This is a genomic window from Erythrobacter sp. SDW2 (assembly GCF_021431965.1).
Classification (GTDB): domain Bacteria; phylum Pseudomonadota; class Alphaproteobacteria; order Sphingomonadales; family Sphingomonadaceae; genus Parerythrobacter.
Map to the genome: position 1 here is coordinate 2,425,608 of NZ_CP090370.1, position 20,229 is coordinate 2,445,836.

Genomic DNA, 20,229 nt, shown 5'->3' on the forward strand with positions numbered 1-20,229 from the left:
TGCCCGGCCCTTAGGCGGCATGGCGGCAAGAATCCATGGCCCTCACCGCAAGCGCCTCACCGCCCGCCGCCGCTGCGGCTCCACAGCCCGGCAAGGAGCGAACCGATCACTACGTGATAGACCGAGGAGATTGCGCTCGGCACCGGGGCCAGCGCTGCCTGCAACGGATTGGCGAACTGCGCGGCAAAGCTCGGCTGCGCTGCAAGACTGGCACCCAGGCCGCTGTTCTGCATGCCGACCTCGATGCTGATCGTGCGCTCCTCTGCCCGCCCGAAACCCAGCAGGCGCGGCGCCAGCCACCCCAGCGCGAAGCCCGTGGCATGAAGCACAAACACCGCCAGCAACAGCACGCCGGCATGCTCGATAATCAGAGTTTTCGAATTGCCGACAATCGCGCCGACGATCAACACGATCGCCAGGATCGAGACCAGCGGCGACCAGAGCGCCACCTGCCGCGTGGCGTGCGGGAACAGCGTGTTGAGCAGCACGCCCGCCACCACCGGGATCAGCACGATGGCGACCATGTTGCGGAACAGGCTCCACTGGTCGATCTCGACATAGACCCCGCCCAGCCATCCGGTCAGTAAGGGCGTCGCGACGATGGCAACCAGCGTCGAACACAGCGTCATCGCCACCGACAGCGCGACATTGGCGCGGGCAAGATAAGCCACGACATTGGACGCGGTGCCGCCAGGGCAGCAGGCGACGAGGATGATCCCCACCGCCAGCCCTTGCTCCAGTCCGAACGCCCATGCCGCCAATACGCCCGCGAGCGGCATAACGGTGAATTGCAGCGCCACCCCTGCCGCAACGCAGCGGGGCATCGCCAGCACCTTGCGGAAATCCTCCAGCGTCAGCGTCAGTCCCATACCCAGCATGATCACGCCCAGCATGACCGATATCAGCGGCTGCCCGGCAATTTGCGACCCGGTGATCCATGCAAAATGCCCCGGAACCAACCACGCCCAGGCCACGCCCAGCACGGTCCAGACCGCAAACAGATTGGTCGCCAGCGCAATCCAGCGTGGCTGGCCAACTGGTTCAGACATTGCTGAGGTCGCCCGGCACCAAGCCGTAGATCTCCTGGCATTGCTTCAACGCGAAGCGGTCTGTCATTCCGGCGATATAGTCGACGATATGGCGCGTCCGATCCGGCTCTGCCGCAGGTGTCGCTTTCGCCCACCCCTCGCCCATCAGCGCAGGTTCCTGCTCGTAGGCGGCATAGAGCCGGGCCACCACTTCCCGCGCTTTGTCGGCAGCGGCGACCTGTTCGGGGTGATAGTACAGCCGGTCGTACATGAAGGCCTTCAGCTGTCGCTCCTGCTCGTGCATCGCTGGCGAGAAGCCCGCCAGCATCCGGCCAGCCGCCCGAACCTCGTCCGCCGAGGCAAGATCGCGGGTCATGGCGCGGGTATGTTCGATCACGTCATTGACCATCAGCCCGATCTGATTGCGGACGAGTTCGCGCAGCAAGCGACTCCGCTCGACCCGGGGATACTGCTGCTCGACCGCACGCCAGCCATCGGCGACCCAGTCGACCGCCAGCAAATCATCGAGGTGCAGGAAACCGGCGCGCAGGCCGTCATCGATGTCGTGATTGTCGTAGGCGATGTCGTCCGCCACCGCCGCCACTTGCGCTTCGAGCGAGGACCATTGCGGCAAGTCGAGCGCATAGGCGGAATCGAGCTCGGCCAGCGCCGGATGGGCATGGGTCACGGGGCCATTGTGCTTGGCCAGCCCCTCCAGCACCTCCCAGCTGAGGTTGAGGCCGTCATGCGCGGGATAGGGGCTTTCGAGCCGCATCAGCGTGCGCAGGGTCTGCGCATTGTGGTCAAACCCACCCTGCCGGGCGCTCGCCTCGTCGAGCGCCTTCTCGCCCGCGTGGCCGAACGGCGGGTGGCCGATGTCGTGCGCGAGGCACAGCGCCTCGGTCAGGTCTTCGTCGAGGCCCAGCGTCCGCGCCAGCACCCGGCCGATCTGCGCCACTTCGAGGCTGTGGGTGAGGCGGGTACGATAGTGGTCGCCGTAAGGGGCGACAAAGACCTGTGTCTTGGACTTGAGGCGGCGGAAGGCGATCGAGTGGATGATCCGGTCGCGGTCACGCTGGAATGCGCTGCGCGGTCCGCGCGTCTCGCTGGCATTGTGGGCAAATTCGCGCCCACGGCTGAGGGCTGGATCGGAAGCGAGCAGCGAGCGGACCATCTCGCTGCCTTATTGGGAGCCTTGCGGGCCGACAACGGGAACAATCGGGCAACACGGACTGCCGAAAGCGAAAGGCCGCGCTTCCCGAAGGAAACGCGGCCTTGCCTAGCGGCTCTAGCCGCTCAGGCGATCAACGAATGCCGATGGTATCCGCATTGCCGTCGGGATCGCCCGATACGGTCCCGCCGCTGCGGATCGAGCCGAGCAGCAGCAAGCCGGCTGCATGCGGCGCGGCCATCGAAGTGCCTGAAAGCGTGGCATAGCCGCCGCCCTTGTAGGTCGAGTAGATCGAGGACCCGGGCTCCGCGAAGTCGACCGGCGGATTACCGAAGTTCGAGAAGCTCGACCAGACGTCGCCATTGGCGAAGGACGAGATGGTGTAGATGTTCGGACCATTGGCCGAGGCCGGCGACTTGGTCGTGGCGCTGGTGCTTTCGTTACCGGCGGCCAGGGTGAACTTGAGCCCGGTCGAGGCCGCTGCAACCACCGCATCGTTGAGCGCCTGGCTGAATCCGCCACCGAGCGACATGTTGGCGACGTCGCCGTTCTGAGCGATCGAAGCAGCATAGTCGACCCCGGCGATCACGCCCGAAATCGTGCCCGAGCCGCGGCGGTTGAGCACCTTCACCGCAACGATTTCCGTCCCCGGAGCGACACCGACGACACCGATGGAGTTGTTTATCGCAGCGATCGTCCCGGCGACATGCGTGCCGTGGCCACTGAAATCGTCGCTGCTGGAATCGCTGCTGAAATTCGCCCCGAGGGCCGCGTTGACATTGAGATCGGGATGATCGGCCTGGACACCCGAGTCGATCACGATGGCCCGGCCCGCAGCCGTGGTGGTGCCACCGCCAACACGGGTAATGCCCCATGGGGTCACTTGCGCCGGAGCCGTTCCGCCGCCACCGCCGGGTTTGCCCTTCTGGACCGTGGTCACCACCTGGTCTTGCTCGCAGAATGCGATGTTGGGATTGTTGGCAGCAATGCGCGCGGCGCCTTGGGCTGAAATGGTGGCCGAGAATCCGCGAATGGTATCATTGTAGGTCAGCTTGACCTGACCGCCGTTGCCCCGGGCCAGTTCGCTGGCCTTGCGGCTGACAGCGCTCTTGGCGACAGCGTCCTTCTTGAACACGCAGATATAGCTGTTCTCGATTTTCTGCGCAGCGGCGGGAGTCGATATGAGCGCTGCCCCAAACACGGCAGCGGAGATGGCCACTAGGCGGCCGGCGACTTTGATTTTCATTGGACTTTATCCCCCTCGGATGAAGTGAGGCGAGCAGAGTGACACCAATCCGGTGCAATGCAAGCGTCGATTTTTACTTAATCTACACCTTAACCATCAGGAGCAACGGAACAGCGCGATTGTAAAATTCATTTGGCGCAGATCCAATCCACCGCGGCTTCGCAATGAATGCGGCTGCTATCGAAAATGGGCAGCACGTTGGCGCTGGTGTCGACGACCAGGTTGAGTTCGGTGCAGGCCAGCGCAACCGCACCGACCCCATCCTGCTCCATCCGGGTGATCATGGTCTTGAAGTAGCGTTCGGCATTGCGGGTTACCTGCCCGGCCATCAATTCCTCGTAGATGATCCGGTCGGTCTCATCGACCTCGGCCATGTCGGGAGGGACAAGATCGACGCCCTTGGCCACCAGTCGGCGGCGATAGAAGCTTTCGGTCATGACATTGCGCGTACCGATCAGCGCAGCCGACTTGACGCTTGCGGCTGCCATCCGGTCGCCCATGCAATCGGCGATATGGAGGATCGGCACGTCGACGGCTGCGGCAACCCCGTCATAGACGCGGTGCATCGAATTGGCGGCGATCACCAGGGCATCCGCCCCGGCATCGGCGAGCCGTTTGGCAGATACCGTCAACACCTCTTCCGCCCGGCTCCAGTCGCTTGCCTCAACCAAGCCATAGAGCTGGGAGAAGTCGAGGCTCTCGATCAGCAGGGGCGCGCTGGCCATCGGGCCGACGCGCTTCTGCACCTGCCGGTTGATCGTCTCGTAATACATCCGGGTCGAAACCCAGCTCATGCCGCCGATGATGCCAAGCTTGCGCAAGGTGAAAAGCCCCCGAATTTCTGCCGGTCAAAGTGGATTGGTAACGTGGCATCGGGCCTTGGCAAGCCCGCGCGCGATCATTCCACTGCTCGGGCTTCGGGCTGCGGGGCCAGGATAGCGGCAAGCCACTTGCGCAGGTCAGCCGCGCTGCGCTCGGCGGCCTCCTCCTGCGGCAAGTGCCCGACCCCGCGATAATTTGCGAGCGTCCCCTGGGGGAGATACTGCATGTACCAGTTGGCCGCCTCATAGGGGATCAGCGCATCCTCCTCGCCCCACATCACCAGCGTCGGCACCTGCACCTTGGCCACATCCTCGGCCGTGAAGGTGCGATAGGGCATGCTGAACCGCGCCCGGGTCGCAGCGCGATTGCCGGGATAGCGGGCCATATCATAGTAGCGATCGACCATTTGCGGCGTCACAATTGATTGAACCGAGACGCTCTGCTTCAGGCTCTTCTCGATTATCGAGCGGGGCAGCATCTGGCTCAGCACCGGCCCGAGCACGGGATTGCGCGCCAGGGTAAAGGCCAAGTTGCCGCCACCCTCGCGCCGGATCGGAGCGCCGCCGGCGTCGACCAGCACCAATCCGCTCAGCCGCTCGGGATGTTTCATGGCATAGGCCATGGCGATTGCGCCGCCCATCGAATTGCCCGCCAGAACGAATTGCTCGAGGCCCAGCTTGTCCGCCACCTGATCGACGCTTTCGACGAAGCTGTCGGGGCTATAGTCCTTGTCCTTCGCCGCGCCGGTCAGGCCGTGGCCGATCTGGTCGAAACGGATCACGCGATAGTCGCCGCGCAAAGTCTCGGTCCATGGCTGCCAGGTCGACAGGTCGGCGTTGGAGCCATGGAGCAGCACGATGGCGGGCGCATCCTTCGGCCCCTCGTCGCGCAGATGCACCTCCTGCCCATTGGCCAAGGTCACGAATTGCGACGGCGCAGTGGCATATTTGGCGCGCATCTCCGCCGGATCGGTATCGGGTACGCGCAGGAACAGGAACGCGATCGCCAGCAGGGCAGCTATCACGCCGAGAATCTTGACCAGTTTCTTCATTCTCGTTCCATCTCCCTGATCCAGCGCTCAATCAGCGCCAGCCCTCCGGCATCGACAGTCGACTTGCCAAGCTCGGGCATGGCGATGCCTGGCTCGTTGCTCCCCATGCGAAAGGTCAGGATCGAACGCTCAGGGTGGCCCGGCAGGATATCGAACGCGAACCCGCCCGAGCCGCGCCCGGCAGCGACGGGCCGCTTGCGCACGCCCAGCTTGACAGGATCGTCCTGCTCCCACCGCAGGTCGAGCCCGGAGTTCGATGCTGCCGCGCCGGGGCGGTGGCAATGGGCGCAATTGACGTCGAGATAGGCCCGCGCAGCCATGGCGACATCGGCACCGCCCCGCTCTTCCCACAGCGGCATGACATCCGCCCCGGCCGGATGCAGTCCCAGCATCGCCAGCCATTCGCGGTCGAGATTGCGCGCCTTGGGACCGATCGGCACCACCGCACCCTCCAGCCTGTGGCATTCCTTGCACTGGTTCTTGTTGGGGATGCGATAGGAGATCGCCTCGCCCGCCGGTGTGGTCAGCTCCACCCGCCCGCCTGCCAGTACCAGCGTGGCATCGGTCTGCTCCTCGTTCCAGCGATAGGGCAAGGCGACCCAGCCCTCGGCACGGTGGAGCAAGACGCGCGTCTCGATCAGGCGGCGCGCCGCCCCCTCGCCAAAGGCGAAGGTCTTGATCAGCGCGCTGCCGACCGGGAATTGCAGCAGTCCCGCCCCGTCGGCGAGCGGCTCCGACCCCTTGGGCAGATAGACGAAGCGCAGCTTGTCCGCCCCGTCCGAATAGAGCGGCATATTGAGGCGGTATGGCCACACGCGCGGGATCGGCTGCTGCGAATCCATGTCGGCGAAGAAGCGATAGTCCGACAGCTGCCGCGGCAAATCTTCGCCCATGATCGCCGCATCGTTGACCGTGATGACAGGCAGGCCGCTGGCGCGCACCATCACTGTCCCCGCCAGCGCCAGCAAGGCCGCAACCAGCAGGGAAAGGCTCCGTGTCATCCGGCAATCCGGGCGAACAATTCATCCGGTGCCCCGATCTCGCAGAAGTCCCACGGCTGGCCATAGGCTGGCACATCGAGCGGAGCTGGCTGCGCTTCGGACAGGGGCTGGCCCTGCCGGGTCAGGCCCAGCGTCCAGCCGCGAATCTCGGGCGTGGCCAGCAGCGCGGGCGTGTCCTCGTCCTGGTTCAGCCCGTCCCACATGATCGGCGGCAAGGCCCCGCCGAAGGCCGCGAGCAGCATCTCCTTGCCCTCGATCTGCGGGTCCTTGCCGCCCTCGTCGACATTGTTGCCCGCGATCACCACCTCCCTCGGGTAGGGGTTATAGCGCGTATCGGTGAAGGGGAGGACATAGGCGACCACCATGAAAGGAGCGGTCGGATTGTCGCGAACGATATTGTCCTCGATCCATACCTTCTCGTTCGCCATGACCATGATGCCGGTGCCGCGCCGCACCCCGGCGACGATATTGCCGGGCGGGGCGAAATTGGGCGTGGTGTTGCCGATCACCAGGTTGTTCTTGATGATCACATTGCCGCCGCCCATCACCGGCAGATCGGGCAGGTCGAATACCAGGATGCCCCCGGTGTTGCGGGTGACGTAGTTCCCCTCGACGATGGCATCGCGGCTGTTCTCGATCTCGATCCCGGCGACATTGTCGGTCGCGACCGAATTGCGCACGGTGATCTTGCTCGACTGGCCGACATAGATGCCAGCGTCCGACGCGCCGGAGACTTCGCTATCGGTCACCAGCACGCCGGTGCTTTCGACCGGATAGATGCCGTAGGCCCCGTTGGTAGGTTTCGGCCCGCCGGTCCAGGTCACGCGGATTTTGGCATAGACGATATTGTCCGCGCCCTTGGACTTGATCCCGTCGCCCTTGGGGTTCTCGAGCGCGAAATCGCGCAGCGTGACGCCATCGGAGGTCACCAACAGTCCCTCGCCCGCGCCCTGCTGTCCGGTAAAGTCGAGCACGCTCGCTTCCATCCCCGCCCCGCGCACAGTGACGCCATCGACGTCGAGGCTGAGCCCGTCGGTCAGCACGAAGCGCCCCGGCCCAAGCACGATCTCGTCGCCCGGCTCGGCCAGGATCAGCGCTTCCTGCAGCCGCTCCTGCGCGCCCTCGCCCGGTTCGACGGTGATGGTTCCGGCCCAGGCCGGGCCCGCCAGCGCCAAAGCCGCTACGCCGAGCAGATATCGTGTCATGATCTCTCTCCCTCTCGCCGCACATAGTGCCGAGGTGCGCGCGCTTTGCAAGCGTGGAGCGTCATCAGGTCAGCAGCTCAAGCGACGTAGCCGCCATAAAATGCTCGCACTAAGAAACTAAGCCACAAAGGGAAGTGCGCTGTGATCTATCCGGACCAAAATCTTAGTGGCTTGGTGTCTTAGTGCGAGATAACTGCGGCGTTGCCGCAAGGCTGATCGCTACCCGCCCGCCTCATCCGCCAGCCCGGTCGCGCACAGCGCCGCCGAACTGGCGGTCACGGCGAGCACTTCGCTGTCCCCCACCGCCCGGACGCGCTCGACGAACTGTTTCAGCGTGCGCGGCTTCATCGGTTCGCCCTTCTTGCCGCGCAGCTTCTCCAGCTTGCGCAATTGCGCGATGGTCAGCCGGTCGACCATCCGCTCGGCCATGCAGTCGGCATTGCGCTGGCTGAGGCCGGCCTTGAGCAGCGCGCTTTCCACCCGGCTCTCCGCGATGACCGAGACACAGCCGGACAGCAGCAGCGCGGCACAGGCCGCCGCCGCAACGCGGAGCATCAATCCAGCGCCTTCACGATTTCCTCGACCATCTTCTTGGCGTCGGCCAGCAGCATCACGGTCTGGTTCATGTAAAACACGTCGTTATCGACCCCGGCATAGCCAACGCCGCCCATGCTGCGCTTGATGAAGAACACCTGCTTGGCCTTGTCGACGTCGAACACCGGCATGCCGTAGATCGGCGAGGACTTGTCGGTCTTGGCGGCCGGATTGACCACGTCGTTGGCGCCGATGATGAAGGCGACATCGGCCTGGGCGAACTCGCTGTTAATGTCTTCCAGCTCGAAAACCTCGTCATAGGGGACATTGGCTTCGGCCAGCAGCACGTTCATGTGGCCGGGCATGCGACCGGCGACGGGATGGATGGCGTATTTCACCTCCACGCCCTTTTCCTTGAGCACATCGGCCATTTCGCGCAGCGCGTGCTGCGCCTGCGCCACCGCCATGCCGTAGCCGGGGATAATGATGACCTTCTCGGCCTGCTCGAGCATATAGGCCGCGTCTTCGGCGCTGCCCGACTTGTAGGGCCGCTGTTCGCGTGCCTCGCCGCCGCCGCCGGAGCCGCCGTCCGCGCCGAAACCGCCCGCGATCACGCTGATGAAGCTGCGGTTCATGGCGCGGCACATGATGTAACTGAGGATCGCGCCGGAAGAGCCAACGAGCGCCCCGGTGATGATCATCGCCGTGTTGCCGAGCGTGAAGCCCATCGCCGCCGCCGCCCAGCCGGAATAGCTGTTGAGCATCGACACCACCACCGGCATGTCCGCCCCGCCGATGGGGATGATCAGCAGGAAGCCGATGAGGAAGGCGAGCACGGTCAGCGCGATGATGAGCGGCATGGTCTCGGCCGGGGCCGCCATGGCGAACAGCGCGGTCAGCACGATGATCGCCGCCAGCGTGCCGAGGTTGATCAGGTGTCGCGCGGGCAGCAGGATCGGCGATCCGCTCATCCGGCCGGAGAGTTTGAGGAACGCGATGACCGAGCCGGAGAATGTGATCGCACCGATGGCGATGCCGAGGCCCATCTCGATCCTGCTGACTGGCTCGATGACCAGCAGTGTACCGAAGCCGAATTCAGGAGAAGGCGCTGCAATACCGAAGGCACTTGGGTTCAAGTAGGCCGCCCACCCCACCAGCACGGCGGCGAGGCCGACGAGCGAATGGAACGCCGCCACCAGTTCCGGCATCGCGGTCATGGCGATGCGGCGCGCGACCACGAGGCCGAACGCGCCGCCGATCAGGATCGCAACGCCAATCTCGGCGATATTGGCGATATCATGCGTGACGAGCGTCGTTGCCACCGCGATCAGCATCCCGGCCATGCCGAAACGGTTCCCGGTCCGGCTGGTGGCGGGGCTGGAAAGCCCGCGCAGCGCGAGGATGAAGAATACGCCCGAAACGAGATAGGCGAGCGCGACCCACGGGTTCACTGCCTCACCGGTGGAGGCAGAGGCGGGGGTGGCCGCAAAAGCCGCCAAAAGAGCAGCCGTCACCCCGGACTTGATCCGGGGTCCCGCTGCCTTGAGTGCGGTGCCAGAAGTAAGCGGGACCCCGGCGCGGGGGCCGGGGTGACGGAGAAGAGGAGCAGTGCCCGTCATCACTTCTTCTCCTTCTTCTTGTACATCGCCAGCATCCGCTCGGTCACGGCAAAGCCGCCGAAGATATTGACGCTCGCCAGCACCACGCCGAGCAGCCCGAGCCACTTGGCTACCGCGCTCCCCGCCTCAGCCGAGGCAATCAGCGCGCCGACGATGATTACGGACGAAATCGCATTGGTCACCGCCATCAGCGGCGTGTGTAGCGCCGGGGTCACCGACCACACCACGTAATAGCCGACGAAACACGCCAGCACGAAAATCGAAAGTATGCTGATGAAATCCATCGGTGGCCCCTAGCTCCCTGTCCGCATGAAAACGGCCTTGCGCAATCTCACTTCGCCCAGTTCGCGCACAGCGAGGACAATCTCGCCCTCCATCGCGCCGACCAGCGTTTCGACTTCGGTCACCGACCTGTCCGTCAGTGCCTGCCCATTGGCGTGGGTGATAAGCATCCCGACCTTGAGGCCGGCCTTTTCGGCGGGCGAGCCGCTCGCCACGTCATTGACCTCGATCCCGCCCTCGACAATCCAGAAGCCCAGCCCGAGCGACGGGCGCGCCTCGGTCGCCCCAACACTTCCCTCGCTCGCCTGCGCCATGACCGCGACCTGCATGGTCGCCATCATCAGCGCTGCGGCGAGCAGGCGCTTCACCCACTCAGCCTCTCGTTGACGACCTTGCCGCCCTGCGTCAGCCGGATCGCATTGCCGATCTCCTCGTCGAGCACCGGCCGGCCTGCTTCCTTGTCCCAGAAGGCGGAGAGGAAATTGTAGTGGTTGCGCGCAAACAGGGCAGAGGCATCGGGCGCGAGCGCGGCGGGAGTGTTGGCATAGCCCATGATGGTCACTCCGTGCTTGACCACCAATTCGTCGGCCTTGCTGCCCTCGACATTGCCGCCCTGGGCCACCGCGAGATCGAAGATCACGCTGCCGGGCTTCATCGTGGCAATCTGCGCGTCGGTGATAAGCCGGGGAGCAGCGCGCCCAGGAATCAAAGCAGTCGTGATGACGATATCCTGCTTGGCGATATGGCTGGAAACCAGCTCGGCCTGGGCTTTCTGGTATTCCTCGCTCATTTCCGTGGCATAGCCGCCGCTGCCTTCGCCTTCGATCCCGGCGACATTCTCGACGAAGATGGGCTTGGCCCCGAGCGACTGGATCTGCTCCCTGGTGGCCGAACGCACGTCGGTGGCCGAAACCTGCGCGCCGAGCCGCTTGGCGGTGGCGATCGCCTGCAAGCCCGCTACGCCGACGCCCATGATGAACACCCGCGCGGCCTGCACCGTGCCGGCGGCGGTCATCATCATCGGGAAGGCGCGGCCATACTGGTCGGCGGCGGCGATGACGGCCTTGTAGCCGGCAAGGTTCGACTGGCTGGACAGCACGTCCATGCTCTGCGCCCGGGTGATGCGTGGCATGAACTCCATGCTGAGCGCCTCGAAGCCCGCCTTGGCATAGGCCTCGACCCGGTCCTTCTGAGCGAAGGGATCGAAGGTAGCGGCGACCCATGCGCCCGGCTTTGCGCCCTTCAGCAGCGCCAAATCGGGCGCCTGCACGCCGAGCACGATGTCGGCATTCTTGACCACCGCGTCGGCGGTGCCGACTTGGGCCCCGGCCTCGGCATAGGCGGCATCGGAAATAGAGGCGTGTTCGCCCGCTCCCGATTCGACCGCGACAGTGGCACCAAGGGCAGCGAATTTCTTCGCCGTCTCGGGCGTCAGCGCAACCCGGGTTTCCCCGGCCGCGCGCTCCTTTAGGGCCGCTATGCGCAACGGATCATTCGGCAATCAGGACGACGACGACCAGCGTGATCAGCGCGATGGTCGGGAGCGAGATCTTCACCATGGAAATGAAGCTCGCGTAGGTCTTTTCTGCCGACTTCATGTCATTGGCGGCCATGGTACGATTTCCCCGTTTGGTGTTTGTCTCTGCCGCAAATCCCTATCGAGCAGGGGCGCGCTTGCCAAGGGGATTGAGTCCCCTTCCCCGCACCCGTCCAACAGCCTTAATCTGACCTTTACTCCTCGCCCTTATTCCAAACCGCTGTGCCGCGACGGGCCGGTATCGGGGAATTATGGCAGAAGACGACACACGCCTGCTGATGCTGATCGACGACGAACCGGCCCAGAGCCGGTTGATCAGCGCACTCGCCGCACGCGAGGGCTGGCGCACGCTCGTCGTCCGCGATTCGGATACCGCCATTGCCACCCTTGGCACACGCCAGGGGATGCAGCTTTCGGCCATCATCCTCGACCAGTGGGTGCCCGGCGACGACGCCTGCCAGTTGATCGAGGAACTCAAGGCTCGCCGCCCGGCGATGCCGATCCTGATGCTCACGCAAAGTGCCAGCCCGCTGCTGGCGGTCGAGGCGATGCGTGCCGGGGCGACCGATTACCTCATCAAGCCGGTCGCACCCGAACGGCTGATGCGCGCGCTGCGCAGCGCGACCAAGCACGAAGCCCCCAAGGCCGAGCTCCAGCCGCTGACCGAGAAAATGCCGGCAGTGCTCGATTTCGACGCCATGATCGGCACCGCGCCGGCCTTTCGCACCGCTCTCGCCCGCGCCGCCAAGGCGGCACGCGGCCACGGCCATGTCGTGATCGAGGGCGAAAGCGGCACCGGCAAGGAAATGCTGCTGCGCGCGATGCACGCCGCCAGTCCGCGCGCCAAGACTCCGTTCCGGCTCATCAACATCGGCGGTATTCCCGCCAACTCGGTCGAATCGGCGCTGTTCGGGCATGAACAGGGAGCCTTTCCCGGCGCGTTCGACCGCCAGATCGGGGCACTCCAGTTCTGCGATTCCGGCACGCTGGTGATCGACGAGATCGACCGGCTCGTCCCCGATCAGCAGGAACGGCTGGCCCAAACCCTGTCCGAAGGAATTGTCCGCCCCATCGGGGCCCGTCACGGTTTCAAGATCGATGTGCGCCTGCTCACTGCCAGCAACCTGCCGCTCGCAGACCTGGTCGAGGCGGGTCATTTCAACGCCGAATTGCTCAAGCAAATCGGCGCGACCCACATCGCTCTCCCGCCACTACGTGACCGTGCCGGCGACATCCCCGCCCTCGCCCGCCACTTCCTTGGCCGCATCGGCGACCAACCGGGCCTGAGGCACCTGTCGCTGGCCGATAGTGCACTTTCGATCCTCACCGCTTTCGACTGGCCGGGCAACGTCCGCCAACTGCAGGCAGTCCTGTTCCGTGCCGCCGTCTTCTGCGAAGGCGAAGCGCTGACCGCGCGCGACTTCCCGCAATTGTCCGAAATCGTCGGCGACCTGGGCGAAACCGGCGCTTCGCTGCAGGAAGCGGTCGGCGTCATGCTCTACACCGAGGATGGCAATCTGCGTCCGCTCGACGAAATCGAGGCCGACGTGATCCGCCTCGCCATCGGCCATTATCGCGGGCGCATGACCGAAGTCGCCCGCCGTCTCGGCATCGGGCGCTCGACGCTCTACCGCAAGCTGTCCGATCTCGGGATTGAAAGCGCGGCCTAGAGGCTGGTAAGCTGCCGCGATGCAGCAACCTCCGAGACTTGCCGGCAAGCTCTGCGTCGTCACCGGCGGCGCGCGCGGGATCGGGCGCGCGGTATGCGAGGCTTTCGTACGCGAAGGCGCCGAAGTGATCCTGACCGATATCGACGTGGAAACAGGGCAGGCTGCGGCGCGCGCAATCGGCTGCCGCTTCCACAAGCTCGACGTCACCGAGGAAGTCGACTGGGAATCGCTCGCCCGCGTCGCGCCGGCCATCGACGTGATGGTCAACAATGCCGGGATCACCGGGTTCGAGGATGGCGCGGCGGGGCCACACGATCCCGAACATGCCAGCCTTGCGGAATGGCGACGGGTCAATGCGGTCAACATGGAAGGGACCTTCCTCGGCTGCCGCTATGCCATCGGTGCCATGAAGGCGGCGGGCACAGGCTCGATCATCAACATGGCCTCGCGCTCGGGCGTGGTCGGCATCCCCGGCGCGGCGGCCTATGCCGCGAGCAAGGCGGCGATCCGCAACCACTCCAAGTCCGTCGCGCTCTATTGCGCGCAGCAGGGCTGGCAAATCCGCTGCAATTCGGTCCAGCCCGCCGCGATCCTCACGCCCATGTGGGAGGCCTTGCTCGGCGATGGCCCCGATCTGGAGGAACGCAAGGCGGCGATGGTGGCCGATACCCCGCTCAAACGCTTCGGCACCGTCGAGGAAGTCGCGGCGCTATGTGTCTATCTCGCCAGCGACGAGAGCGGCTACATGACCGGGAGTGAACTGACGCTCGACGGCGGGCTGCTCGCAGGCAGCGCCGCGTCGCCGGGCGACTGAACCTTATTCGACAGGTTCCGTCACCGGCTCTTCCATGATCAGCGGCGCGTCGCTGATCGGCGGGTCCCAACTGAAGCTTTCGCTCGCGCGCTCCTCGCCTTCGCTGCCGAGCAGCTTCATCGTCACCTGTTTGGCCTGCCAGTCGATCTCGACCAGGCCGAAGTTCTCTTCCGAGATAAAGTCGGTCAGGCGGCGCGGATCGGGTTCGCGGGCGGTGTTGCTGGCGGTGTCGGCAAAGGCGCGGTTGAGCGAGGAGCTGGTGAGCTCCCACAGCTGTTCGCCTGCAGCGATCGGCGTATCGGTATAGATGCCCCCGGCGTGGCGATCCCCCGACAGGATCACCAGTCCGCTTTCCTCGCGCGCCCCCAGCACTTCGTAGAGCTTTCGCCGTTCGGAGAGCATGGTCTCCCACGCCTCATAGTCGTGCGCGTCGGTCAGCACCTGGATCGAGCTGACGAGGATGCGCAGGTCGGCAGGCTTGGCCAGTTCCTGCTCCAGCCAGGCCCATTGCGCTGCGCCCAGCATCGTCTGGCCCTCAACCTCGCTCGCCGGGTAATTGCCGAGCGGGCGGCGCTCGTCCGCATAGGGATAGCGCTCGAGGTCGGACCGGAAGAACCGGGTGTCGAGCATGATCACCTGCACGCTGCGCCCGGCATTGCCGAACATGCGGCTCTCATAGACCCCCGGCCGCGCGCGCACTGCGGGCGATGCATCCCAATAGGTCTCGTAAATGTCCTCGGCCCAGCCCTTGAAGGCGAAGCTGGCCCCGCCGTCGTTGAAGCCGAAGTCGTGATCGTCCCAGGTCGTCAGCATCGGAACGGTGGCGCGGAAGTCGGCGAATTCGGGATGGCTCGATTGTAGCGCATAGGCGTTGCGCAAGGTCGTCAGCGCGGCATCGCCGGTCCACATCTGGTCGCCATAGACGTTGTCCCCGATCAGCAGGAACAGGTCCGGGCCGGTTGCCGCGATCTTCTCCCACATGTGCTGGCTGCCGTTCTGGTGGTTGCAGCTGCCGAAGGCGATGCGGCTGATCGTAGCGACGGTCGAGGGCATCGGCGCGGCGGGCGGCGCGACAGGCAGCGTCACCTGATCGCGCAGCTGGTCGTAGTAGCCTTCGAGGAAGTCGGATGGGCCGGCCTCGACGGTGGCATCCTGCGCGGCGAGCGGTGTCGCGAGCAGCAGGGGGATGGCGGCAATGAGCGAGCGCATGGTTGGTCCTCTAGCTTTGGTCCCAGTGTCAATAACCGTTCGGGCTGAGCTTGTCGAAGCCCCGCGTCGGCCTTCGCGGCAAGCTTGCGGCTGCCCTTCGGAAGCGAAGCTGTTGCGCAGCAACACCGGCTCAGGGCGAACGGGGTCGGGTGCGAAGGTGAACAGGCCCATTCACCCCGGCAAATCGCTGAAGTCCGTCAGCGCCGCATCCCTGAGGCCCCGCCACACATTGCGCGCCTGCACTGTCTCGGCCACGTCATGCACCCGCAGCAATTGCACCCCCGCGTCCATTCCCGCCATGGCCAGCGCGATACTGCCGCCGAGGCGCTGCTCCACCGGGGCCTCGTTGCTGAGCGCGCCGATCATCCGCTTGCGGCTGGCGCCGAGCAGGAGCGGATGGCCGAGCGCGTGGAACAACGGCAGCGCGTTCACCAGCGCGGTGTTGTCGGCCAGTTTCTTGCCGAAGCCGAGGCCGGGATCGAGCAGAATCCTGTCGGGCGAAATCCCTGCCGACACCGCCGCATCGCGCCGCGCGCGCAGCGCATCGAAGACGTCGAACACCACGCTCTCGTAATCGCCGTTCTCGTGCAGATCCTGCCCCTTGCCCGGCGCATGCATCAGCACCACCGGGCAGCCGCGCCGCGCCACCAGCTCGGCGCTGCGCGGATCGTACTGCAGGCCGGAGACATCGTTGACCAGTGTCGCGCCTGCATCGAGCGCGGCCTCCATCACGCCTGCCCTTCGGCTGTCGATACTGACCGCCGCGCCCATGGCGGCGCAATATTGCACGGCGGGCAGGATGCGCTTGATCTCTTCTTCTTCCCAAACCGCCGCCGCGCCGGGCCGGGTGCTCTCGCCGCCGATATCGATGATCGCCGCGCCGGCCTCGAGCATCTTCGCCGCCTGCGCCTTGCCGACCTCCGGGTTGTCCAGAAACTCGCCGCCGTCGCTGAAGCTGTCGGGCGTGACGTTGAGTATGCCCATCACTTGCGGCTGGTCGAGCCGGACAGTCCGCTCCCCCAGGCTCAGCGGCGGGTGGACGATCTTGAGATTGGCCCACTGCGTCTCAGCCTCCTCGCCCAGCGTGCCGGGCAGTTCGCCGATCACTTGCGCGATATGCTGCGGCGAACAGGTCCAGCGTTCGGCCACCTGGCCATCACGGCGCAGCACCACCGCGAACCGGTGGGCATAGACCATGGACCCCGCGAGCCCGATCGCATCGCCCTCCTCGGCCTGCGGACCCGGCACGAAGCCGATGGGGCGGATATAAACGGTCTCGGTCATGGGCGGCGTCGGCTCCGGCTGGCACGAGGCAATGTCACACTTGTCACACTGTCCTGGGCAAGAAGTTCAGGGGCCGACAATCGCGGTTTCGGGCGGGGTTGGGAAGGGAGCGAAGGGTGCATTTGCACGGGTATAGGCGGGGGGCGGGGTGTAGGACAGGGGCTGATACGATGGGTCCTAAATTGCCAGACGGCGAATAAGCTCTACCAGAATTGGCACTTGGCCGTGAAACGCATCGACCAGCATGCGCTCGTCAAGTCCGTGGCTCCCAGTAGGCTTGCCAACGATGCCCCAGTCCCCACTGATGCCGTATACGGGAATACCGGCGTTCCTGACGAATGCTCCGTCCGTTGCGTAGGATGACATGAACGGGGTCACTACAGCGTCGGGAAATCGGGTTCGCAGTGCTTCCATGTAAGCTTGCATCAGATCACCACGTAACGGACTGGGATCCGAATCCGGGGTAGCCGATCCTTCGACAAGGCTGACATTGACGTCCGGCCCTGCAAGCGCTTGCAATTGCAGGCGGACCTCTTCTGTCTTCATCCCCGGGAAAATGCGGCAGTTTACGTTCGCTTCCGCCTTCTGCGCTAGCGCGTTTGGAGCGTGACCGCCTGAAATCATCGTCGCAACGCAACGGGTGCGGGTATATCCAATAAGATTGGCCTCGACGAGATCGGCACGCTCCCGATTTGTCGGATCGTTGAGCCACGCCTTGATCAGCTCTCCCAGCCGTCCCTTGTCCCGATCTGCAAAGAGCTGGAACTGTGCGCGGGTGGCGTCATTGAGCATAGGCGTAAAGCGATGCGCTTCGATCGCCTTCAACGCGCCGGCAAGTGCATAAATGGCGTTGTCGGGGCGCGGCGAGGAACTGTGACCGCCACGATTGAGCGCCGTCAGCCGGAAATCGGCAACGGTCTTTTCCGCCAATTGCATTATGAAGGCCTCGACTGTGCCGTCGCTCAGCACCGATCCGCCACCTGCATCGAAGTTGATGGCATATTCCGCATCGACGAGATCGCGCCATTCTGTGGTAGCGCGCCTAGCACCATTGCCGGTGGTTTCCTCGTCACCGGTAATAAGCAGGATGATATCGCGGCTCGGTTGGAAACCCTGCCGGTGCAGCTCCTGCAGCGCAAGGACCAGCCCAATCAACTGTCCCTTGTTGTCGGCCGTTCCCCGGCCAAGGTAGTATCCATCTTCTTCACGGAGTTCGAAGGGTGGGTGTTTCCAGTCTGCAGCATCTGCCTCGACAACGTCCATGTGGGCCATGAACAAGATCGGCTTCTTCCCGCTTGGGCGCGGTGCGCTCCACCGGGCGATTAGCGTCTGCGTCCCGTCGTGGTCCTTGATGGTGATCTGGCTGATCCCTGCTTTTCTCAGCTCTTCACTCAACAGCTTGGTCAGCTTGCGGAAGTCTTCCGTGCGCCCTGCAACCGTTGGAAGCTCGATCGCTCGCTCGAGTAGCGCCCGCTCGGCAGAACGAAGATCTTCTGCTTCGGTCTGGCCGGCAACCGGACTGGCAAAGCAGGCTAGCGCAAGGAGGATGAGGAAACGCAATGTAGAACTCCCGTCATATAGACGAGTTATCGACACCAATTAAACGCTTCGTCAATCCTCCGTCGCCAGCAGATAGAACTGCCGCGCAGCATCCAGCGCCCTGACCTCGCCATCCACCTCGTAGTGCCAGAAGGTCCAGCCGTTGCAGCTGGGTGCGCCCTGCAGGTCCTTGCCGAGGCCGTGAATCGAGCCTGACTGCTTGCCATAGGCCAGCGAGCCGTCCGCGCGCACCGTCGCCACCCAGCGGCGCTGTTTGTCGAACACTTCGGTGCCGGGCTTGAGCAGCCCGGCCTCGACCAGTGCGCCGAAGGCGACCTTGGGCGCGGCGCGGCCGGCCTGCATGGTGGTGAGCGCGCTTTCGTCGAGCGGGAGTTCCTTTTCGATCCGCTTCATGGCGACGCCGCGATAGAAATCCTCCCGCTCGCAGCCGATCCAGTGGCGGCCCAGACGCTTGGCGACCGCGCCGGTGGTGCCGGTGCCGAAGAACGGGTCGAGCACCACGTCGCCCTTCTCCGTCGTCGCCAGCAGCACGCGGTAGAGCAGCGCCTCGGGCTTCTGCGTCGGGTGCGCCTTGTGGCCGTTTTCCTTGAGCCGCTCCCCGCCGTTGCAGATCGGGATGACCCAGTCGCTGCGCATCTGGAGCTCGTCGTTGAGCGTCTTCATCGCGCGATAATTGAAGTGGTACTTGGCCTTCTCCCCCTGGCTCGCCCACAGCAGCGTCTCATGCGCATTGGTGAAGCGGGTGCCGCGGAAATTGGGCATGGGGTTGGTCTTGCGCCAGACGATATCGTTGAGCAGCCAGAAGCCGAGATCCTGCAGGATCGCGCCGACGCGGTAGATATTGTGATAGCTCCCGATCACCCACAGCGCGCCGTCGGGCTTCAGAACGCGTTTCGCTTCCGTCAGCCATGCCTTTGTAAAGTCGTCATAAGCCTTGAAGCTGGAGAACTGGTCCCAATGGTCGGTCACCGCATCGACATGGCTGCCGTCGGGCCGGTTGAGATCGCCGCCGAGCTGAAGGTTGTAAGGCGGATCGGCGAAGACGAGATCGACCGAGGCATCCGGCAGTTGCCGCATCGCCTCGACGCAATCGCCCGGCAGGATCTTCCCCAGAGGCAGGGCATCCTTCGGCACCTGGACCGGCTTCGGCGCGCGCATCACGCGCTGTTTCGTGGTCTCCAGGACCCCCATCATCTTCCCCTATGTTCCAGACTTATCCACAGGGTGAGTCCAACCGGACTCCGCGTCAAGCAAGAAGTATCGGGGAATATGGTTAACGGGCCGTCAACCATGAGAGAACATAAAGAGTCCCCCACAAGATGTTGAGTCCGCGGAGTCTTTCGGGACTCGATATGCTGCGGTGTGACGGGAAAGACTCTATCGCTCCCGAAAGGCGGTCATTCGCAGCAGGCCGACCAATTCGGAACAAGACCTCGGGGCGACCCGTTGGTGAAGTGAAGCCCGCCGTGCAGGCCAGCCCTGTCGGGGCGCGGCTTCTCATCCCCCCGAACACGCAAAGACAGAGGAGATCATGAAACAGACATTCCGCAAAACTATCGCACTTGGCGCCGCAACCCTCGCCATGGCGGCAAGCCCGGCTCTGCCCCAGACGCCTGCGCAGACCGATGACGGCGAGTGGTTGACACTCAGCGGCACGGTCGAAAGCGTGTCGGGCGACGTGTTCATGCTCGACTACGGCAGCAATTCGCTCCCGGTCGAAATGGACGATTTCGACTGGTTCAACGAAAACGTCGTGATGCCGGGCGACGAAGTCACCGTCACCGGACTGATGGACAACGATTTCCTCCAGACCCGCCGCATCGAAGCCAGCACGGTCTATATCGACAAGCTGCGCACCCGTTACTTCGCCAACTCAGCCGATGAGGAAGGCGGGCTGGATCCGATGATGTATGTCGGCCCGGTCGATACCGAAGGCCTGGATATTACCGGCTACGTTACCGCCATCACCGGCGACGAGATGATCGTGGATGCGGGCGTGCTGGAATACAAGGTGGATGCCGGCGAGCTCCTGTACGATCCGTTCGACGACGATGGACTGACGCGCATCGATGTGGGCGACCGTGTGTCGGTGTCGGGACGTTTCGATGACTCCGACTTCTTCGATACACCCGAAATCGACGCGGTCAGCATTATCGAACTCTCCGCCTGACTTAGCCTGCTTCCGGGAGGTTCGGC

General features: G+C 64.4%; 20 protein-coding genes. 3 read left to right on the forward strand and 17 right to left on the reverse strand.

What is annotated here, in order from left to right; genetic code table 11:
- Nucleotides 1-56 precede the first annotated feature (56 nt).
- From LY632_RS11845 to LY632_RS11905, 13 genes are all read right to left on the reverse strand, one after another.
- Nucleotides 57-1,049, reverse strand: a complete 993-nt coding sequence (locus LY632_RS11845) for a bile acid:sodium symporter family protein (RefSeq protein WP_234091338.1) — start codon at nucleotides 1,047-1,049, stop codon at nucleotides 57-59.
- On the reverse strand, nucleotides 1,042-2,202 hold the full coding sequence (locus tag LY632_RS11850) for a deoxyguanosinetriphosphate triphosphohydrolase (protein ID WP_234091339.1): 1,161 nt from the start codon (nucleotides 2,200-2,202) through the stop codon (nucleotides 1,042-1,044). The genes LY632_RS11845 and LY632_RS11850 overlap by 8 nt, the downstream gene beginning before the upstream one ends.
- Nucleotides 2,203-2,332: 130 nt before the next feature.
- Nucleotides 2,333-3,445, reverse strand: coding sequence for a S8 family serine peptidase (locus LY632_RS11855; RefSeq protein WP_234091340.1), 1,113 nt, complete (start codon nucleotides 3,443-3,445; stop codon nucleotides 2,333-2,335).
- A 128-nt stretch (nucleotides 3,446-3,573) separates the two neighbouring features.
- On the reverse strand, nucleotides 3,574-4,239 hold the full coding sequence (locus LY632_RS11860) for an aspartate/glutamate racemase family protein (RefSeq protein WP_234091341.1): 666 nt from the start codon (nucleotides 4,237-4,239) through the stop codon (nucleotides 3,574-3,576).
- A gap of 104 nt (nucleotides 4,240-4,343) precedes the next feature.
- Nucleotides 4,344-5,318 (reverse strand): alpha/beta fold hydrolase, encoded by a 975-nt coding sequence (locus LY632_RS11865; protein WP_234091342.1) that lies wholly within the window; start codon nucleotides 5,316-5,318, stop codon nucleotides 4,344-4,346.
- On the reverse strand, nucleotides 5,315-6,319 hold the full coding sequence (locus LY632_RS11870) for an SO2930 family diheme c-type cytochrome (protein WP_234091343.1): 1,005 nt from the start codon (nucleotides 6,317-6,319) through the stop codon (nucleotides 5,315-5,317). The genes LY632_RS11865 and LY632_RS11870 overlap by 4 nt, the downstream gene beginning before the upstream one ends.
- Complete coding sequence (locus LY632_RS11875) at nucleotides 6,316-7,524, reverse strand: parallel beta-helix domain-containing protein (RefSeq protein ID WP_234091344.1); 1,209 nt, start codon at nucleotides 7,522-7,524, stop codon at nucleotides 6,316-6,318. The genes LY632_RS11870 and LY632_RS11875 overlap by 4 nt, the downstream gene beginning before the upstream one ends.
- A gap of 219 nt (nucleotides 7,525-7,743) precedes the next feature.
- Nucleotides 7,744-8,079: a hypothetical protein gene (locus LY632_RS11880; RefSeq protein ID WP_234091345.1), complete on the reverse strand. Its 336-nt coding sequence runs from the start codon at nucleotides 8,077-8,079 to the stop codon at nucleotides 7,744-7,746.
- A complete protein-coding gene (locus LY632_RS11885) occupies nucleotides 8,079-9,509 on the reverse strand; it encodes an NAD(P)(+) transhydrogenase (Re/Si-specific) subunit beta (RefSeq protein WP_234091346.1) in 1,431 nt (476 codons plus the stop codon). Before LY632_RS11885 ends, LY632_RS11880 begins: the two co-directional genes overlap by 1 nt.
- A 167-nt stretch (nucleotides 9,510-9,676) precedes the next feature.
- Nucleotides 9,677-9,961 carry an NAD(P) transhydrogenase subunit alpha gene (locus LY632_RS11890; protein ID WP_234091347.1) on the reverse strand — a complete coding sequence of 95 codons (285 nt, stop codon included), beginning with the start codon at nucleotides 9,959-9,961 and terminating at the stop codon, nucleotides 9,677-9,679.
- A 9-nt stretch (nucleotides 9,962-9,970) separates the two neighbouring features.
- Nucleotides 9,971-10,327 (reverse strand): PDZ domain-containing protein, encoded by a 357-nt coding sequence (locus LY632_RS11895; RefSeq protein WP_234091348.1) that lies wholly within the window; start codon nucleotides 10,325-10,327, stop codon nucleotides 9,971-9,973.
- A complete protein-coding gene (locus LY632_RS11900) occupies nucleotides 10,324-11,445 on the reverse strand; it encodes an NAD(P) transhydrogenase subunit alpha (RefSeq protein WP_234091349.1) in 1,122 nt (373 codons plus the stop codon). The genes LY632_RS11895 and LY632_RS11900 overlap by 4 nt, the downstream gene beginning before the upstream one ends.
- 4 nt (nucleotides 11,446-11,449) lie before the next feature.
- Entirely contained in the window at nucleotides 11,450-11,572 is a 123-nt protein-coding gene (locus LY632_RS11905; RefSeq protein ID WP_234091350.1) for an aa3-type cytochrome c oxidase subunit IV, read from the reverse strand.
- Between the two features lie 175 nt (nucleotides 11,573-11,747).
- Between LY632_RS11905 and LY632_RS11910 the strand changes: the two genes are divergently transcribed.
- Together LY632_RS11910 and LY632_RS11915 are read left to right on the forward strand one after the other, a co-directional pair.
- The gene (locus LY632_RS11910; RefSeq protein WP_234091351.1) at nucleotides 11,748-13,166 is read left to right on the forward strand and encodes a sigma-54 dependent transcriptional regulator; all 1,419 of its coding nucleotides are present in this window, start codon (nucleotides 11,748-11,750) and stop codon (nucleotides 13,164-13,166) included.
- Nucleotides 13,167-13,185: 19 nt separating this feature from the next.
- The gene (locus tag LY632_RS11915; protein WP_234091352.1) at nucleotides 13,186-13,980 is read left to right on the forward strand and encodes an SDR family oxidoreductase; all 795 of its coding nucleotides are present in this window, start codon (nucleotides 13,186-13,188) and stop codon (nucleotides 13,978-13,980) included.
- Between the two features lie 3 nt (nucleotides 13,981-13,983).
- Here the strand turns inward: LY632_RS11915 and LY632_RS11920 are convergent, their stop codons facing one another.
- From LY632_RS11920 to LY632_RS11935, 4 genes are all read right to left on the reverse strand, one after another.
- Nucleotides 13,984-15,189, reverse strand: a complete 1,206-nt coding sequence (locus LY632_RS11920; RefSeq protein ID WP_234091353.1) for an alkaline phosphatase D family protein — start codon at nucleotides 15,187-15,189, stop codon at nucleotides 13,984-13,986.
- Nucleotides 15,190-15,360: 171 nt separating this feature from the next.
- Nucleotides 15,361-16,473: a dihydropteroate synthase gene (gene folP, locus LY632_RS11925; protein ID WP_234091354.1), complete on the reverse strand. Its 1,113-nt coding sequence runs from the start codon at nucleotides 16,471-16,473 to the stop codon at nucleotides 15,361-15,363.
- A gap of 177 nt (nucleotides 16,474-16,650) precedes the next feature.
- Nucleotides 16,651-18,033: a M20/M25/M40 family metallo-hydrolase gene (locus tag LY632_RS11930; protein ID WP_234091355.1), complete on the reverse strand. Its 1,383-nt coding sequence runs from the start codon at nucleotides 18,031-18,033 to the stop codon at nucleotides 16,651-16,653.
- Between the two features lie 51 nt (nucleotides 18,034-18,084).
- Nucleotides 18,085-19,224 carry a site-specific DNA-methyltransferase gene (locus LY632_RS11935; protein WP_305040831.1) on the reverse strand — a complete coding sequence of 380 codons (1,140 nt, stop codon included), beginning with the start codon at nucleotides 19,222-19,224 and terminating at the stop codon, nucleotides 18,085-18,087.
- 340 nt (nucleotides 19,225-19,564) lie between these two features.
- On the opposite strand from LY632_RS11935, the gene LY632_RS11940 reads away from it, so the two are divergent.
- Entirely contained in the window at nucleotides 19,565-20,203 is a 639-nt protein-coding gene (locus LY632_RS11940) for a DUF5666 domain-containing protein (RefSeq protein ID WP_234091356.1), read from the forward strand.
- Nucleotides 20,204-20,229: the final 26 nt, after the last annotated feature.

Excerpts from the sequence above, each read along its gene's own strand:
- LY632_RS11845 (WP_234091338.1), bottom strand. The coding sequence starts at position 1,049 with ATGTCTGAACCAGTTGGCCAGCCACGCTGGATTGCGCTGGCGACCAAT.
- LY632_RS11850 (WP_234091339.1), bottom strand. The coding sequence starts at position 2,202 with ATGGTCCGCTCGCTGCTCGCTTCCGATCCAGCCCTCAGCCGTGGGCGC.
- LY632_RS11855 (WP_234091340.1), bottom strand. The coding sequence starts at position 3,445 with ATGAAAATCAAAGTCGCCGGCCGCCTAGTGGCCATCTCCGCTGCCGTG.
- LY632_RS11860 (WP_234091341.1), bottom strand. The coding sequence starts at position 4,239 with ATGAGCTGGGTTTCGACCCGGATGTATTACGAGACGATCAACCGGCAG.
- LY632_RS11865 (WP_234091342.1), bottom strand. The coding sequence starts at position 5,318 with ATGAAGAAACTGGTCAAGATTCTCGGCGTGATAGCTGCCCTGCTGGCG.
- LY632_RS11870 (WP_234091343.1), bottom strand. The coding sequence starts at position 6,319 with ATGACACGGAGCCTTTCCCTGCTGGTTGCGGCCTTGCTGGCGCTGGCG.
- LY632_RS11875 (WP_234091344.1), bottom strand. The coding sequence starts at position 7,524 with ATGACACGATATCTGCTCGGCGTAGCGGCTTTGGCGCTGGCGGGCCCG.
- LY632_RS11880 (WP_234091345.1), bottom strand. The coding sequence starts at position 8,079 with ATGCTCCGCGTTGCGGCGGCGGCCTGTGCCGCGCTGCTGCTGTCCGGC.
- LY632_RS11890 (WP_234091347.1), bottom strand. The coding sequence starts at position 9,961 with ATGGATTTCATCAGCATACTTTCGATTTTCGTGCTGGCGTGTTTCGTC.
- LY632_RS11905 (WP_234091350.1), bottom strand. The coding sequence starts at position 11,572 with ATGGCCGCCAATGACATGAAGTCGGCAGAAAAGACCTACGCGAGCTTC.
- LY632_RS11910 (WP_234091351.1), top strand. The coding sequence starts at position 11,748 with ATGGCAGAAGACGACACACGCCTGCTGATGCTGATCGACGACGAACCG.
- LY632_RS11915 (WP_234091352.1), top strand. The coding sequence starts at position 13,186 with ATGCAGCAACCTCCGAGACTTGCCGGCAAGCTCTGCGTCGTCACCGGC.
- LY632_RS11920 (WP_234091353.1), bottom strand. The coding sequence starts at position 15,189 with ATGCGCTCGCTCATTGCCGCCATCCCCCTGCTGCTCGCGACACCGCTC.
- folP (WP_234091354.1), bottom strand. The coding sequence starts at position 16,473 with ATGACCGAGACCGTTTATATCCGCCCCATCGGCTTCGTGCCGGGTCCG.
- LY632_RS11935 (WP_305040831.1), bottom strand. The coding sequence starts at position 19,224 with ATGGGGGTCCTGGAGACCACGAAACAGCGCGTGATGCGCGCGCCGAAG.
- LY632_RS11940 (WP_234091356.1), top strand. The coding sequence starts at position 19,565 with ATGAAACAGACATTCCGCAAAACTATCGCACTTGGCGCCGCAACCCTC.